Here is a 14,430-nt window from a genome sequence, read left to right on the forward strand (position 1 = left end):
TCCAGCAATCAGTGGCGGAAGTGGCGAACGCCGGTGAACACCATGGCCAGGCCATGTTCGTCGGCGGCGGCGATGACTTCAGCATCGCGCATCGAACCGCCCGGCTGGATCACTGCCTTGATGCCGGCGGCGGCAGCGGCATCGATGCCATCGCGGAACGGGAAGAACGCATCGGAGGCCATCACCGAACCTTCGACCACCAGGTTCGCATCGGCCGCCTTGATGCCGGCGATGCGTGCCGAGTAGACGCGGCTCATCTGGCCGGCACCCACGCCGATGGTGCGGTTGTCCTTGGCGTAGACGATTGCGTTGGACTTGACGAACTTGGCGACCTTCCAGGCGAACAGCAGGTCGGTGAACTGCTTGTCGGTCGGTGCCAGCTTGCTGACCACCTTCAGTTCGTCGCGGGTCATGCCGCGGTTGTCCGACGACTGCAGCAGCAGGCCGGAGCCCACGCGCTTGTTGTCGAAGTTGTTCAGGCCGTCGCCGTGCGGGATGCGCAGCACGCGCACGTTGGCCTTCTTCTGCGCGTATTCCAGCGCGGCCGGTTCGTAGTCCGGCGCAATCAGGACTTCGACGAACTGGCGGTCCAGGATCACCTGCGCGGTGGCTGCATCGAGCGGCTTGTTGAAGGCGATGATGCCGCCGAAGGCGCTGGTCGGGTCGGTGGCGTAGGCCAGCTCGTAGGCATCGCCGTTGCCGGCGCCAACGGCCACGCCGCACGGGTTGGCATGCTTGACGATGACACAGGCCGGCGCGTCGAACTGGCGCACGCATTCCCAGGCTGCATCGGCATCGGCCAGGTTGTTGTAGCTCAGCTCCTTGCCCTGCAGCTGCTGGAAGGTGGCCAGCGTGCCCGGCACCGGATGCAGGTCGCGATAGAACGCGCCGCTCTGGTGCGGGTTTTCGCCGTAGCGCAGGTCCATCACCTTCACGAAGGTGGAATTCATCTGCGCCGGGTACTCGGCACGCACCGGCACGGCGGCGTCGGTGGCGGTGACCGCCGACAGGTAGTTGCTGATCGCCGCGTCGTACTGGGCAACGCGGTTGAATGCGGCCACCGAGAAGGAAAAACGGGTGCCGGCCGACAGCTGGCCGTCGTTGGCATCCAGCGAGGCCAGCAGTTCGGCGTACTGCGACGGGTCGGTGGCCACCGCCACGCGGGCGAAGTTCTTGGCCGCCGAGCGCAGCATCGCCGGGCCGCCGATGTCGATGTTCTCCACCGCGTCGGCCAGGGTGCAGTCGGCCTTGGCAGTGACCGATTCGAACGGGTACAGGTTCAGCACCAGCAGGTCGATGGCACCGATGCCGTGCTCGGCCATCACCGCGTCGTCCAGGCCGGAGCGGCCCAGCAGGCCGCCATGCACCATCGGATGCAGCGTCTTGACCCGGCCATCCATCATTTCCGGGAAGCCGGTGACCTCGGCGACGTCCTTCACGGCCAGGCCCGCATCGCGGATCGCCTTGGCGGTACCGCCGGTGGACAGCAGCTCCACGCCGCGTGCAGCCAGCGCGGTGGCCAGCTCGACCAGGCCGGTCTTGTCGGAAACGGAGAGGAGGGCCCGGCGGACGGGCAACAGATCAGCAGTCATGGGGACAGGGCAATCGGCAGCGGAGCGGGGCCGATATTGTAGGCGGTGGGGGCCGGTGGCGGGCGCTGGTGGGGGAAATTGGCCGGTGCCGACTCCTGTCCTGGTCCGCCCGGCAGTACCTGCATGGGCCGGCATTGGGCGCAATTCGATACGTGGCGCTGTCGCAATCAGGTAGGCTGTGCCCGCACTGCCAAGGATTAGCGGGTTCAGATCGTGTCGATCTATGCATTGAAAGGACGTTTCCAGGACCTGCTGCGTCCGGCCGTACACGGCCTGTACCGCATGGGGATCACCGCCAATACGGTGACCGTGGCTGCGGCCGTGGTCTCGCTGCTGGTGGCCGCTGCGGTGTGGTGCTGCGCTCCCACCCAGCCGCTGCTGTATCTGGCCCTGCCGCTGTGGATGCTGCTGCGCATGGCCCTCAACGCCGTCGACGGCATGCTGGCCCGCGAATTCGGCCAGCAATCGCGGCTGGGCGCCTATCTGAACGAGTTGTGCGATGTGATCGCCGACGCGGCGCTGTACCTGAGCCTGCTCAGCGTACCGGGCGTGCGCCCTGAGGCACTGTGGCTGCTGGCCTGGGCCGCCGCGCTGAGCGAGTACGCCGGCGTGCTGGGCCTGATGGTCGGCGCCAGCCGCCGCTATGACGGCCCGATGGGCAAGAGCGACCGTGCGTTCGTGATCGGCGTGCTGGGCCTGCTGCTGGCGTTTGCCTGGGCAGGCGCGACCGTGGTCAGCGCGGTCGCCGCACTGGCCGCACTGCTCTGTGGGGTGACGGTGGTCCGTCGCGTACGCCAGGGATTGAAGGAAGCCGCGGCGATATCGCAGCGGTAAGCACAACACGATTACACGCCCTATCCATACGGAGATTGCATGCGTCAGGCGCAGGAACGGGAATTCCACAGCTTCGACCAGGTACCGCTGTTCTACCGGTATTGGCCGAACACGACGGCAACCACGCCGGCCAAGGCCATCGTGCTGCTGCATCGCGGTCATGAACACTCCGGCCGGGTCACCCATCTGGTCGACGAGCTGGACCTGCCCGACACCGCGTTCTTCGCGTGGGATGCGCGCGGCAATGGCCGCTCGCCCGGCACGCGCGGCGACGCACCGGGCTTCCCGGCGCTGGTGCGCGACCTGGACAGCTTCATCGCCCACATCAGTGCCGAGCATGGCATCGCGGTGGAGGACATCGTGGTGATCGCGCAGAGCGTGGGCGCGGTGGTTGCCGCCACCTGGGTGCATGACTATGCGCCGCGGCTGCGCGCGCTGGTGATGGCTTCGCCGGCATTCAAGGTGAAGCTGTACGTGCCGTTCGCACGCGCTGGACTGGCGCTGATGCAGAAACTGCGCGGCAACTTCTTCGTCAACAGCTACGTCAAGCCGCAGTGGCTGACCCACGACCCGGCACGGGTGGAAAGCTACCGCACCGATCCGCTGATCACCCGGCCGATCTCGGTGCGCGTGCTGCTGGGCCTGTACGAAGCGGCCGACCGCATCGTGGCCGACGCGCAGGCGATCAGCGTGCCGGTGCAGTTGCTGGTATCGGGCTCGGACTTCGTGGTGCATCGCGGCCCGCAGGACCGCTTCTACGAACGCCTGTCCAGCCCGATCAAGGAGCGCGTGCACCTGCCGGGCTTCTTCCACGACACCCTCGGCGAGCGTGACCGTGCACCGGCGCTGGCGCGTATCCGCAGCTTCATCCAGGCACGCTTTGCCGAACCGCTGCAGGAGCTGTCGCGGCGCGATGCGCATCGGCATGGCCCGACCTTCGAGGAATCGGAGATCCTGTCGTGGCCACCGGAGCGCAACAGCCTGGCCGACCTGCGTTGGCGCGTGGTGCGCGGTGGCCTGCGTTTCGGCGGCACGCTGTCGGAGGGCATCGCGCTGGGCCTGCAGACCGGCTTCGATTCGGGCAGCACGCTGGACTACATCTACCGTGATGAGGCGCGGGGCAAGGGCCCGCTGGGCCGGATGGTCGACCGCAACTATCTGGATGCGATCGGTTGGCGCGGCATCCGCGTGCGCGGCAAGCACCTGCAGGAACTGCTGCGCGATGCCGCCCAGCGACTGCGCGGGCAGGGCGCGCCGGTGCGCGTGCTGGACGTGGCGGCCGGCCATGGCCGTTACGTGCTGGAAGCACTCGGCCAGGGCGAACAGCGTGCCGACCGCATCGTGCTGCGTGATTTCAGCGAGCTGAACGTAACGCAGGGCAAGGCCTTGATCGAGCGCCTCGGCGCGGCCGACATCGCCCGCTTCGAACAGGGCGATGCGTTCGATCCGGCGCAGCTGGCAGCAGTGGAACCGGCGCCGACGCTGGCGGTGGTGTCCGGCCTGTACGAACTGTTCCCGGACAACGATACGGTGCTGCGTTCGCTGCAGGGCATCGCTGCGACGGTGCCGGTGGGCGGTTACCTGGCCTATACCGGGCAGCCGTGGCATCCGCAGCTGGAGTTCATCGCGCGTGCGTTGACCAGCCATCGTGGTGGCGCGGCGTGGGTGATGCGCCGCCGTACCCAGCATGAGATGGACGAACTGGTGCGCCTGGCCGGCTTCCAGAAGGTGGCCCAGCGCATCGATGACTTCGGCATCTTCACCGTATCGCTGGCACGACGGATCGCGTGATGGCGACGCTGGCGGCAACCGCATCATCCAGCGAGGTGCGCCCCTGGCGGCGCGCCCTGCTGTGGCTGGCCCTGCTCGGTCCGTTCTTCTTCGCCAGCTATGGCTTCGCCAACTGGATGGCCGGCCGCCATGCCCAGCTGCCGGTGATGGCATTTGCCTGGGAGGCGCGGATTCCGTTCGTGCCGTGGACGATCGTGCCGTACTGGTCGATCGACCTGTTCTATGCGATCTCGTTCTTCCTGTGCCGGCGCCGGCTGGAGCTGGACCGGCACGCGCTGCGCCTGCTCAGCGCGCAGGTGATCGCGGTGGCGTGCTTCCTGTTGTGGCCGTTGCGCTTCAGCTTCGAACGGCCGGAAATCGGCGGTGTGTTCGGCTGGTTGTTCGACGTGCTGCTGGGCTTCGACAAGCCATTCAACCAGGCGCCGTCGCTGCATATCGTGCTGCTGATCGTGCTGTGGGTGAAGTTCGCGCAGTACCTGCACGGGGTCTGGCGGCTGGTGCTGCATGTGTGGGCGCTGCTGATCGGCATTTCGGTGCTGACCACGTTCCAGCATCACTTCATCGACATTCCCACCGGGCTGCTGGCGGGCTGGTTGTGCGTGTGGCTGTGGCCGGAGCAGGGCACGCCGCCGTTGCGCGCCTGGCAGGCTGCCGGTGACCCGAAGCGTTGGCGGCTGGCCGCGTTGTATGTGTCGGGTGCCGGCCTGCTGCTGGTGCCGGTGGTGATGCTGCGCGGCACCGCATTGTGGCTGCTGTGGCCCGTGGTGTCGTTGCTGCTGGTGTCGCTGGCCTATGCCGGGCTGGGCACGGCGGTGTTCCAGAAGCGCGCCGATGGCCGGTTGACGATGGCCGCGCGCTGGCTGCTGGCACCGTACCTGGGTGCGGCGTGGATCAACTCGCGGCTGTGGACGCGCCGCGCGCCGCAGCCGGTGCCGGTCGTCGACGCTGTCTGGCTGGGGCGCCTGCCAGGTACCGCACTGCCGGCACCGCTGGTGGGCGTGGTCGACACCTGTGCGGAGCTGTCCTGCCGCGCGCCGGGAGCAGCGTACGCCAGCGTGCCGATGCTGGACCTGGTGGTGCCTTCGGCGGCGCAGCTGCGTGCCGCGGCAGATGCCATTGAACGCCTGCGCGGCCATGGCCCCGTCCTGGTCTGCTGTGCGCTGGGGTATTCACGTAGCGCGGCCAGCCTGGCGACCTGGTTGCTGCGCACCGGCCGTGCGCGCGATGTGGCCGACGCGGTGTCGATCGTACGTGGCGCGCGGCCGTCGATCGTGCTGCACGACGTTCATCTACAGGTGATCGCGGCCGCTGCCGCGCAGGAGACCATTGCATGAGCGCCGTGCCCGATCTGCCGATGATGCATCTGCTGCTGCGGCAGGGGCGAGTGCCTGCCGCGTTGTCGCTGGGCCTGCTGCTGGCGGCCCTGTTGTTGCTGGGCATCGAGCCTGGGCTGGCGATGTTCGCCGCTGGCCTGCTGCTGCTGAGCCTGGTTGCAGGTGTTGTGCAGGCGTACTACGCGGTGCGGGTGCAGTTGGACGCCAGCCTGCTGCGCCTGCTGCAGCAGGAGGGCCTGCAGGGTGAAGACGCAGCGCAGCGGGTGGACCAGGCGCTGCACACCGCTGGCCTGCGCAGGCTGGACGCACAGGTGCCGACGCGTGGCTGGGATGCGCGCTGGACCGGCATGCGGCGTCTGCTGATGCGCCAGTACGCCGCCACGCTGCTGCAGTTCGCTGCGTTGCTGCTGGCCGTGCTGTGGCCGCAGACCTGACCGGAGGTGCCGATGTTCGCTGAACTGATCGCCCGCGCCTGCAGCGCGGCCATCCATGTAGTGACCGGCGCACGCGCGCTGTGGGTCGGCTGCGCGCCGTCCAGCGAGCACCGCGTGTACTACGGCAACCATGCCAGTCATGGTGATTTCGTGCTGATCTGGTCGTCGATGCCGCCGGCGCTGCGGCGCCAGGTGCGGCCGGTCGCCGCCGCCGAGTACTGGCAGCGCGACGGTCTGCGTCGTTACCTGATCGACGCGGTATTCAATGGCGTACTGGTGGAGCGCGAGGCCGGCAACCGCCACCAGGATCCGCTGCAGGTGCTGCGTGATGCGGTGGACGAGGGCTGTTCGTTGATCCTGTTCCCGGAAGGCACGCGCAACATCGGTGATGAGCCGCTGCTGCCGTTCAAGAGCGGCATCTACCACCTGGCCCGGCAGCGCCCGGAGCTGGAGTTCGTACCGGTGTGGATCGACAACCTCAAGCGGGTGATGCCGAAAGGGCGGTTCCTGCCGCTGCCGCTGCTGTGCACGGCGACCTTCGGTACGCCGCTGCGGCTGCAGGCCGATGAGGACAAGGCGGCGTTCCTGGCGCGCAGCCGGCAGGCGCTGCTGGCCCTGGCCCCGAACGGAGGCCGTGCATGAGCTTCATGATCGATGTGTCCGGCGATCTTGCCGCGCGAAGCGTGGGTCAGCAGACAGGGCTGCTGTTCGCGGGCGTAGGCGCCGTGCTGGTGCTGGCCACGCTGGTGTCCGAAACCCTGCGCTGGCGCCAGCGTGGACAGCCCAGCGCGGTGATCGCCAACCTGGTCTCGCGCATCCGCGCGTGGTGGGTGATGGCCATCGTGGTCGGGCTGGCGCTGTTCTTCGGGCGCGCCGGAGTGATCGTGCTGTTCGCCATCATCTCGCTGTTCGCACTGCGCGAATTCATCACCCTGGCGCCGACACGATCGGGGGACTACTACGCGTTGCTGGCGGCGTTCTACATCGTGCTGCCGTGGCAGTACTACCTGGTGTGGATCGACTGGTATGGCATGTACACGCTGTTGATCCCGGTGTACGCGTTCCTGTTCCTGCCGATCCTGGCCACCATCGGTGGTGACACCACCCACTACCTGGAGCGCACGTCGAAGGTGCAGTGGGGCCTGATGATCTGCGTGTTCTGCATCTCGCACGTGCCGCTGCTGCTGAACCTGCGCGTGCCGGGCTACGATCCGGCGCGCAACGTGCTGCTGTTCGCCTTCCTGGTGATCGTGGTGCAGTCGTCGGACGTGCTGCAGTACATCTGGGGCAAGCTGCTGGGCAAGCACCTGATCGCGCCGAAGCTGTCGCCGTCGAAGACGGTGGAAGGCTTCGTGGGCGGAGTGCTCTGTGCCAGCGCATTGGGCGCCGCGCTCTGGTGGATCACCCCGTTCACGCCGCTGCAGGCGTTCGGCCTGTCGCTGCTGATCAACCTGATGGGGTTCTGGGGCGGCCTGGTGATGTCGGCGATCAAGCGCGACCGCGGCATCAAGGACTGGGGCAACATGATCGAGGGCCATGGTGGCATGCTCGATCGGCTGGACTCAGTGTGCTTCGCCGCGCCGGTGTTCTTCCACGTGGTGCGTTACTACTGGAAGGCGGGTGGTGGTTGACCCTGGTCGATGCCGTGGTAGCGCCGGGCCATGCCCGGCGAGCACGAAGTGCGGCAGATCACCATGCCGCCGGGCATGGCCCGGCGCTACCGGATGGGGTGTTCCGCGGTAGACGCATCCGCGCCTACGCGCTGATGCCGTATTCCTTCAGCTTCTTGCGCAGGGTGGCGCGGTGGATGCCCAGCATCGCCGCTGCGCGGCTCTGGTTGCCTTCGCAGTGGTTGAGCACTTCCACGAACAGTGGAATCTCCATCTCGCGCAGCACGATCTCGTAGACATCGTCCGCATCGCAGCCATCGAGGTCGCGCAGGTAACGGCGCACGGACTGGGCCACGTGTTCGCGCAGCGGTGGCCGGGCAGCGCCACGACTGTTGTCAGGACGAGAAAGGACAGCGTTCAAGGGGGTTCCCGATCTGGTTGGTCCATGCACGCGGGGCGCCGGACCGGATGAGGTGATTGCCGTCAGTCTAGCGCGAGCGTGCCCGGCCTGCCACGGCCGGACGGTCAGGTCCAGGTCAAAGGAACTCGAAGGTGAATGCGACCGTGGATGCGGCAGGCTCCTGCACGCGGAAGGCGATGCGGGCGCTTTGACCCGGTTCCAGCGCGGTGGCCCCCGGGTTTTCGCCGAGGTACTGCGCCGGGGTGAACACGCCGGTGCCGATCACCCGACCATCGGCATCGGACAGCGACAAGCGCAGATCCGGCCAGGCCTGCGGCCAGCGCGCATCGTTGCGGATGCTGGCCTGGATCTGCAGGACGCCCGCCTGGGTCGGCAACGGGCGGATTTCACGGCTGGTCATCGTCAATGCGGTGGGCTCGCGCCAAGCGGGCAGCTCGCAGCGCAGCACGCTGCACAGCGCACTGATCCACGGCCGGGTACCGGCATCGGCGGCCAGCCGTGCACGGTCGGCAAGCACGCTCTGCAGCAACAGCAGCAGCGCCAACCCGGCCACCAGCAGCCAATGCCAGCGAGGGGTGGGCAGCGCCCGCGGGCGCACGCCGAGGAAGCTGGGCGCATCGGCGGCGGTGGCAACGATGCCGGGCTTGGCGGTGAAGTCCGGCTCGATGATTGGATCAGCGGCGGCCACCGGTTCTGTTTCGGTTGCCGCCACGATGTCCGTTGCCGGGTCGATGTCCTCGATCACCGGCACTGCATCGGTCGGCACCGGTTCGCGCGGTTCGGTGGCTTCAGGCGCGGCATCGCATCCCGGCGCGGTGCGCAGGAACGTGGCCAGGGGGCGACGCGGTGGGTTCGGCTCGGACATGCTCAGGGCGCGGGCTCGGATCCAGCAGTCATTCAACCACGATCAGGCGCGGCGCACGCCGGTGATGCGCATCCAGTCGCCATCCTGGGTGGCCTGCAGGTCGTCGAACCACGCCGCATAGCGCTGCAGCAGTTCGTCTTCCTGGCCATGCAGGATGCCCGACAGGGCGATGCGACCACCGCTGGCGACACGGGTGGCCAGCAGTTCGGCCAGTGCGTCCAGTGCGGAGGCCAGGATGTTGGCGACCACGATCGGGTAGGTGGCGACCGGTTCGTCCTGCGGCAGGTACACCTGCATGCGTGCCTGTTCGCCGTTGCGTTCGGCATTGCCGGCGGTGGCGATCAACGCCTGCGGGTCATTGTCCACGCCGATGGCCTGGGCGGCACCGAGCTTCAGCGCGGCCAGGGCGAGAATGCCCGAACCACAGCCGAAGTCGAGCACGCGCTGGCCCTGCAGCTGGCCATCAATGGCCAGCTGGTCCAGCCAGCGCAGGCACAGCGCGGTGGTCGGGTGGGTGCCCGAGCCGAAGGCCAGGCCCGGGTCGAGGCGCACGATGGCGGCGTCGGCGGCCTTCGCGGCGTCCGGCAGTTCGTGGTTCCACGGCACGATCCAGGTACGGCTGCCGAAGTCCATCGGCTGGAACTGGTCCAGCCACGCGCGCTCCCAGTCTTCGTCTTCCACGGCGCGGAAGCTGCCGTTGCTCCAGTCCAGCTCCGGGTCGAAGGCTTCCAGCGCGGCCAGCAGCAGCAAGGCGTTGCTGTCGGCCGGGAACAGCGCGCTGAGCACCAGGGTGTCCCACAGCGGGGTCTCGCCCACGCCGGGTTCGAGGATGGCCTGTTCGTTGCTGGTGTCGGCTTCGGCATCAAGCAGGGTCACCGCCAGCGCGCCCACATCCTCCAGCGCATTCTCATAGCGGGGCTGGGTGGCTTCGGTGCAACGCAGGGTCAGTTCCAGGAACGGCATGGCGGTGAGGGCAATCGCGGGAAAGGGGGCCATGCTAGACCATCGGGGCGTCTCCGTATGCCTTGAGATGAACGAAGCCGGTTCAGACAGGCCTCACGGGCCTTGCTAAACTCGGCGCTTTCCTGTGCGCCGTACCGCCGACCGTTGCCGATGGCCTTCGCCCCGACCCTGAAAACCTGGTTGCTCGTCCTGCCGGCCGTGGCCGTGCTGGGCGTGGCCGGTTATCGGGCCAACGGCCACAGCCGGGCCATGGACGCGCACGTCGACGTGCCGCTGGCCGCCCAGGCCAGCGATGCACAGGGCGCGCTGGCACCGGTGATGCCCGAAGCGCTGGCACGCCGCCTCGCGGCTTTCGAACGTGGCACCGCTCTGCCGTCGGGCCTGCCGCTGGATATCCGCGCCGACATCGAAAGTGCCACCGATCTGTACGCCTACGCGCAGCGCCTGCGCGTGCAGGCCGACCAGGGCAACCACGAGGCGCGCTGGATGCTCAGCCGGGTCTACGATTACTGCGCGCAGTACGCCGTTGACCCGGGCGGCTACCGGCTGGACAACAACGTGCTTTCCGGCCTCGGCCTGAGTGCGGCGCCGGAGATGGTGGAGGCGCGCGAACGGGTGGCGCAGCGTTGCGGTGGCTTCGTGCCCGGCGACAAGCTGGGGCCGGCACTGGTGATCGGCGAGCGTCGTCGCGCGGCCCAGCAGGGCAACCTGGCGGCCGAAGCAGCGCTGTTTGCCGAAGGTGAGCCACTGCAGGACAGCGAGCAGTACCGCCGCGACCTGGTTGAACGCGTACGTACCTCGCGCGACCCGGAGGCATACATGGCGATCGCGCCGGGCATGGGACTGCGTGCGGCGGGCGACAAGGCACTGACCGGCATGGTGGCCGGTGAACAGCTGAGTGAACTGGCATGGCGGGTTGCGGCCTGCGAACTCGGTCTTCCCTGTGGAGCCGACAGCGTGCTGGTCAACAGTTTTTGTGCGAATGGAGGGATCTGTTCGCCGGATGGAACGCAGGACTTCCGTGATTTTGTGTATGACGCCGCGGTTTCGCGGCAAGGTGCGGGGAAAATGAAGGAATGGATCAAGCGATTGATTGGCACGAGGGACGGGCGATGAACTACCGTCGATTCCTGCATGGGGCCAAGTTCTGGTTCTGGGTGGTGTTGTTCGTGGCCTATTCGGCCGGTGCGGTAGGCCTGCTGATGATCGACACCTACGAAGACCGCTACCGGCATCTGTCGAAGGTGGAGCTGACCTCGGTGAAGGCACAGGAGGATGTACGCCGTGCCGGCGCCAGCCAGGTTGCCGCCGTGTACCGCGCGCAGAGTGGCGTGCCATTCTCGTCGTTGCCGGCCGGCAGCACCTTCCAGGTGGTCTGGCCCGATGGTTCCAGCGAGACCATGGTGATCGTCGATCCGACCTCACCCAACGGCGTGCGTCCTTTGCCGAACTCGCAGATTCCGGCGACCGCGGCCGACGCGCGCTGACGCCACGCCGGTAGCGCCGGGCCATGCCCGGCGGGTGGGCGGTGGCGATGGAAGGCCGCCGGGCATGGCCCGGCGCTACCGAAAACAAAAAAGAAAAGGGCGGGGAAATCCCCGCCCTTTTCGTGTCCGGCGATGGCACTCTGCCGATCAGGTCAACGCGATCGGCTTGCTCTTGCGCTCGGCAAGGCGCTTTTCCAGGTAATGGATGTTCTGGCCACCGGCCTGGAAGCCCTTGTCGCGCATGATCCGCTGCTGCAGGGCGATGTTGGTCTTGATGCCATCGACCACCATCTCGCTCAGCGCCACCCGCATGCGGGCGATGGCGGTCTCGCGGTCCGGACCGTGCACGATCAGCTTGCCGATCATCGAGTCGTAGTTCGACGGCACGCGGTAGCCACTGTAGATGTGGGTATCGACGCGTACGCCGGGGCCGCCCGGTGCGTGGAAGCCGGTGATGGTGCCCGGGCTCGGCACGAAGGTTTCGGCATCTTCGGCGTTGATGCGGCACTCGATCGCGTGACCGGTCAGCACCACATCGCTCTGCTTGATCGACAGCTTCTGGCCGGCAGCGATTTTCAGCTGTTCGGCGACCAGGTCGATGCCGGTGACCATCTCGGTGACCGGATGTTCCACCTGGATGCGGGTGTTCATTTCGATGAAGTAGAAGCGGCCGTCTTCGTACAGGAACTCGAAGGTGCCGGCGCCGCGGTAGCCGATGCGGATGCAGGCTTCCACGCACACCTTGCCGATCTGCTCGCGCTGCTCGGCGGTGATGCCCGGTGCCGGCGCTTCCTCGACCACCTTCTGGTGACGACGCTGCATCGAGCAGTCGCGCTCGCCGAGGTGGATGGCGTTGCCCTGGCCGTCGGCCAGTACCTGGATCTCCACGTGGCGCGGGTTCTCCAGGAACTTCTCCATGTAGACCTCGCCATTGCCGAACGCGGCCTTGGCTTCGCTCTTGGTGGTCTCGATGGAGGTCTTCAGCGAGGCTTCGGCGTGCACTACGCGCATGCCGCGGCCACCGCCGCCGCCGGCCGCCTTGATGATGACCGGGTAGCCGATCTCACGGGCGATCTTGGTGTTGGCGACGATGTCGTCGCCGAGCGGGCCGCCCGAACCGGGCACGCAGGGCACACCGGCCGACTTCATGGCACGGATCGCTTCGACCTTGTCGCCCATCAGGCGGATGGTGTCTGCCTTCGGGCCGATGAAGATGAAGCCGGACTCTTCCACGCGCTCGGCGAAGTTGGCGTTCTCGGACAGGAAGCCGTAACCGGGGTGGATGGCCTGGGCGTCGGTGACCTCGGCCGCGGCGATCAAGGCCGGGATGTTGAGGTAGCTTTCCGCCGACGCCGCCGGGCCGATGCAGACCGATTCATCGGCCATGGCCACGTGCTTGAGATTGCGGTCGACCGTGGAGTGCACGGCCACCGTGCGGATGCCCAGGGTGTTGCACGCGCGCAGGATGCGCAGCGCGATTTCCCCTCGGTTGGCGATGACGACTTTGTCGAGCATGGCAGCCGCCCCTTAGCCGATCACGAACAGCGGCTGGTCGAATTCCACCGGCTGGCCGTTCTCGCCGAGGATGGCGACGATGGTGCCCGACGCATCGGCTTCGATCGGGTTGAACATCTTCATCGCTTCGATGATGGCCAGGGTCTCGCCGGCCTTGACCTGCTGGCCGATGCTGACGAACGCCGGCTTGTCCGGTGCGGACGAGGCGTAGAAGGTGCCGACCATCGGCGAGCGCAGCACGTGGCCTTCCGGCAGCGCGTTGCCCGGCTTGGCGGTGCCGCCGGTGGAGGCTTCGGTCGGCGACTGCATCGGCATGGCCGGGGTGGCCGGCTGGGCGGCGGCCGGAGCGGCCATCATCATCTGCGGCGGGGCCTGCATCATGCCGTAGCCGGACACCGGAGCGCGCGACAGGCGCACCGACTCTTCGCCTTCCTTGATTTCGATTTCAGCCAGGTTCGACTCTTCCAGCAGGTCGATCAGCTTCTTGATTTTGCGGAGATCCATGGTGGCCTCTTTGCTCTTTGATGTCAGTGTGGTGGGAAGCGCGTTGCGCTCGGGTCAAAGCAGTTCGTAGAAGTCGCGCAGCTGCCGGGTGCGGTCGCGCGCGAGGGTGATCAGGCAGCGCATCTGCGCGCCGTTGCGGGCGGAGCCGTCGGAGTTGAGGGCATACACCGCTTGGCAGTCGTGGTCGCGCAGCTGCATCCATGCGCGCTGGGCCAGCACCAGTTCCTGTTCGGCGTTGCCGCAGTAGCTGCAGGTGCCGCCGTTGGCCGGCGTGCGCAGCTGCCTGCGTGCCTGGGCATAGACGGTGTTGAGTTCGACGTCGGCGGCCGCTGCCACGTCCGAGGCGCACAGGTCGCTCTCCATCGTGGTGGTCGGATGCGCGCAGTCGATGCCTTCGTCCTTGCGGTCGAACGCGCTGGCAGCGCCGCACAGGCCGGCCCACAGCACTACGCTGGCGAGGACGCGCGACAGGCTCATGACGCGGCGGCAGCCTGCACGCGCGCCAATGCCGCGTCCATCGCATAGCGGTAGCTGTCGGCACCGAAGCCACACACCACGCCCACCGCCTTGTCGCTGAAATAGCTGTGCTGGCGGAAGGGCTCGCGCGTATGCGGGTTGGACAGGTGGATCTCGATGAACGGCACCGCCACCGCCGCCAGCGCATCGCGCAGGGCAACCGAGGTATGGGTGAAGGCGGCCGGGTTGATCAGGATGAAGGCCGTTCCGTCGGTGCGTGCGGCCTGTACACGATCCACCAGGACGTGCTCGGCGTTGGACTGCAGGCTCTCCAGCGCATGACCTGCGGCAGCGGCCTGGGCGGCCAGCGCCTGGTCGATGTCGGCCAGCGTGGTGTGGCCGTAGACCTCCGGCTCGCGGCTGCCGAGCAGGTTGAGGTTGGGGCCATGCAGGACCAGCAGCTTCGCCATGGGATCCGATTGACGGGAAAGGGCGGCAGTCTGGCGGAAGCTGAGGATGCTGTCCAGTTCGGCGAAATTAGTGGTGTTTAAAGCGGCCGTTTGAAAGATGCGGTCTTCCGCGTGGTTGCATGGTGTACGTAAGCTGGGACGCTTCCTATAGATA

At 67.4% G+C, this 14,430-nt stretch carries 16 protein-coding genes; 8 read left to right on the forward strand and 8 right to left on the reverse strand.

Annotated features, from left to right (window positions below):
• Nucleotides 1-8 precede the first annotated feature (8 nt).
• Nucleotides 9-1,592: a bifunctional phosphoribosylaminoimidazolecarboxamide formyltransferase/IMP cyclohydrolase gene (gene purH / locus K5K93_RS14690; protein WP_222388271.1), complete on the reverse strand. Its 1,584-nt coding sequence runs from the start codon at nt 1,590-1,592 to the stop codon at nt 9-11.
• A 213-nt stretch (nt 1,593-1,805) separates the two neighbouring features.
• Here purH and K5K93_RS14695 point away from each other — a divergent pair, with 213 nt between their 5' ends.
• Genes K5K93_RS14695 through K5K93_RS14720 form a run of 6 tightly spaced genes read left to right on the forward strand, consistent with a single transcriptional unit; the run spans nt 1,806 to nt 7,616 of the window.
• The gene (locus tag K5K93_RS14695) at nt 1,806-2,426 is read left to right on the forward strand and encodes a CDP-alcohol phosphatidyltransferase family protein (RefSeq protein WP_222388272.1); all 621 of its coding nucleotides are present in this window, start codon (nt 1,806-1,808) and stop codon (nt 2,424-2,426) included.
• A 39-nt stretch (nt 2,427-2,465) separates the two neighbouring features.
• Entirely contained in the window at nt 2,466-4,217 is a 1,752-nt protein-coding gene (locus K5K93_RS14700; RefSeq protein ID WP_222388273.1) for a bifunctional alpha/beta hydrolase/class I SAM-dependent methyltransferase, read from the forward strand.
• Nucleotides 4,217-5,551 (forward strand): phosphatase PAP2/dual specificity phosphatase family protein, encoded by a 1,335-nt coding sequence (locus tag K5K93_RS14705; protein WP_222388274.1) that lies wholly within the window; start codon nt 4,217-4,219, stop codon nt 5,549-5,551. Before K5K93_RS14700 ends, K5K93_RS14705 begins: the two co-directional genes overlap by 1 nt.
• Complete coding sequence (locus K5K93_RS14710; RefSeq protein WP_222388275.1) at nt 5,548-5,985, forward strand: hypothetical protein; 438 nt, start codon at nt 5,548-5,550, stop codon at nt 5,983-5,985. The genes K5K93_RS14705 and K5K93_RS14710 overlap by 4 nt, the downstream gene beginning before the upstream one ends.
• Before the next feature lie 12 nt (nt 5,986-5,997).
• The gene (locus tag K5K93_RS14715) at nt 5,998-6,627 is read left to right on the forward strand and encodes a lysophospholipid acyltransferase family protein (RefSeq protein ID WP_025878621.1); all 630 of its coding nucleotides are present in this window, start codon (nt 5,998-6,000) and stop codon (nt 6,625-6,627) included.
• Complete coding sequence (locus K5K93_RS14720; RefSeq protein ID WP_033832372.1) at nt 6,624-7,616, forward strand: phosphatidate cytidylyltransferase; 993 nt, start codon at nt 6,624-6,626, stop codon at nt 7,614-7,616. Before K5K93_RS14715 ends, K5K93_RS14720 begins: the two co-directional genes overlap by 4 nt.
• Nucleotides 7,617-7,740: 124 nt before the next feature.
• Here K5K93_RS14720 and fis read toward each other — a convergent pair whose 3' ends face one another.
• The 3 genes from fis to prmA all read right to left on the reverse strand — a co-directional run bounded on the left by fis (nt 7,741) and on the right by prmA (nt 9,844).
• Nucleotides 7,741-8,016 carry a DNA-binding transcriptional regulator Fis gene (gene fis / locus K5K93_RS14725; RefSeq protein ID WP_006397198.1) on the reverse strand — a complete coding sequence of 92 codons (276 nt, stop codon included), beginning with the start codon at nt 8,014-8,016 and terminating at the stop codon, nt 7,741-7,743.
• Between the two features lie 115 nt (nt 8,017-8,131).
• Nucleotides 8,132-8,881, reverse strand: a complete 750-nt coding sequence (locus K5K93_RS14730; protein WP_222388276.1) for a DUF3426 domain-containing protein — start codon at nt 8,879-8,881, stop codon at nt 8,132-8,134.
• Nucleotides 8,882-8,923: 42 nt separating this feature from the next.
• Nucleotides 8,924-9,844 carry a 50S ribosomal protein L11 methyltransferase gene (gene prmA / locus K5K93_RS14735; RefSeq protein ID WP_222391087.1) on the reverse strand — a complete coding sequence of 307 codons (921 nt, stop codon included), beginning with the start codon at nt 9,842-9,844 and terminating at the stop codon, nt 8,924-8,926.
• Between the two features lie 150 nt (nt 9,845-9,994).
• Between prmA and K5K93_RS14740 the strand changes: the two genes are divergently transcribed.
• Nucleotides 9,995-10,960, forward strand: a complete 966-nt coding sequence (locus tag K5K93_RS14740) for a hypothetical protein (protein WP_222388277.1) — start codon at nt 9,995-9,997, stop codon at nt 10,958-10,960.
• Nucleotides 10,957-11,331, forward strand: a complete 375-nt coding sequence (locus K5K93_RS14745; RefSeq protein WP_093818147.1) for a hypothetical protein — start codon at nt 10,957-10,959, stop codon at nt 11,329-11,331. The genes K5K93_RS14740 and K5K93_RS14745 overlap by 4 nt, the downstream gene beginning before the upstream one ends.
• A 147-nt stretch (nt 11,332-11,478) precedes the next feature.
• On the opposite strand, the gene accC is transcribed toward K5K93_RS14745, so the two are convergent.
• From accC to aroQ, 4 genes are read right to left on the reverse strand one after another with little or no spacing between them, the layout of a single operon-like run.
• Nucleotides 11,479-12,846: an acetyl-CoA carboxylase biotin carboxylase subunit gene (gene accC / locus K5K93_RS14750; RefSeq protein ID WP_025878627.1), complete on the reverse strand. Its 1,368-nt coding sequence runs from the start codon at nt 12,844-12,846 to the stop codon at nt 11,479-11,481.
• A 12-nt stretch (nt 12,847-12,858) separates the two neighbouring features.
• Entirely contained in the window at nt 12,859-13,350 is a 492-nt protein-coding gene (gene accB / locus K5K93_RS14755) for an acetyl-CoA carboxylase biotin carboxyl carrier protein (protein WP_025878628.1), read from the reverse strand.
• 54 nt (nt 13,351-13,404) lie between these two features.
• A complete protein-coding gene (locus tag K5K93_RS14760) occupies nt 13,405-13,827 on the reverse strand; it encodes a lysozyme inhibitor LprI family protein (protein ID WP_222388278.1) in 423 nt (140 codons plus the stop codon).
• Nucleotides 13,824-14,276 (reverse strand): type II 3-dehydroquinate dehydratase, encoded by a 453-nt coding sequence (gene aroQ / locus K5K93_RS14765; RefSeq protein WP_025878630.1) that lies wholly within the window; start codon nt 14,274-14,276, stop codon nt 13,824-13,826. The genes K5K93_RS14760 and aroQ overlap by 4 nt, the downstream gene beginning before the upstream one ends.
• Nucleotides 14,277-14,430 lie beyond the last annotated feature (154 nt).

This window comes from Stenotrophomonas sp. DR822 (genome assembly GCF_019793815.1).
Lineage (GTDB): Bacteria > Pseudomonadota > Gammaproteobacteria > Xanthomonadales > Xanthomonadaceae > Stenotrophomonas > Stenotrophomonas indicatrix.

Bases quoted from the DNA above. Each gene is read 5' to 3' on its own strand.
- prmA (WP_222391087.1), bottom strand. From the start codon at position 9,844: ATGCCGTTCCTGGAACTGACCCTGCGTTGCACCGAAGCCACCCAGCCC.
- K5K93_RS14700 (WP_222388273.1), top strand. From the start codon at position 2,466: ATGCGTCAGGCGCAGGAACGGGAATTCCACAGCTTCGACCAGGTACCG.
- K5K93_RS14715 (WP_025878621.1), top strand. From the start codon at position 5,998: ATGTTCGCTGAACTGATCGCCCGCGCCTGCAGCGCGGCCATCCATGTA.
- accB (WP_025878628.1), bottom strand. From the start codon at position 13,350: ATGGATCTCCGCAAAATCAAGAAGCTGATCGACCTGCTGGAAGAGTCG.
- K5K93_RS14745 (WP_093818147.1), top strand. From the start codon at position 10,957: ATGAACTACCGTCGATTCCTGCATGGGGCCAAGTTCTGGTTCTGGGTG.
- K5K93_RS14720 (WP_033832372.1), top strand. From the start codon at position 6,624: ATGAGCTTCATGATCGATGTGTCCGGCGATCTTGCCGCGCGAAGCGTG.
- K5K93_RS14730 (WP_222388276.1), bottom strand. From the start codon at position 8,881: ATGTCCGAGCCGAACCCACCGCGTCGCCCCCTGGCCACGTTCCTGCGC.
- K5K93_RS14710 (WP_222388275.1), top strand. From the start codon at position 5,548: ATGAGCGCCGTGCCCGATCTGCCGATGATGCATCTGCTGCTGCGGCAG.
- K5K93_RS14740 (WP_222388277.1), top strand. From the start codon at position 9,995: ATGGCCTTCGCCCCGACCCTGAAAACCTGGTTGCTCGTCCTGCCGGCC.
- K5K93_RS14705 (WP_222388274.1), top strand. From the start codon at position 4,217: ATGGCGACGCTGGCGGCAACCGCATCATCCAGCGAGGTGCGCCCCTGG.
- K5K93_RS14760 (WP_222388278.1), bottom strand. From the start codon at position 13,827: ATGAGCCTGTCGCGCGTCCTCGCCAGCGTAGTGCTGTGGGCCGGCCTG.
- aroQ (WP_025878630.1), bottom strand. From the start codon at position 14,276: ATGGCGAAGCTGCTGGTCCTGCATGGCCCCAACCTCAACCTGCTCGGC.
- purH (WP_222388271.1), bottom strand. From the start codon at position 1,592: ATGACTGCTGATCTGTTGCCCGTCCGCCGGGCCCTCCTCTCCGTTTCC.
- accC (WP_025878627.1), bottom strand. From the start codon at position 12,846: ATGCTCGACAAAGTCGTCATCGCCAACCGAGGGGAAATCGCGCTGCGC.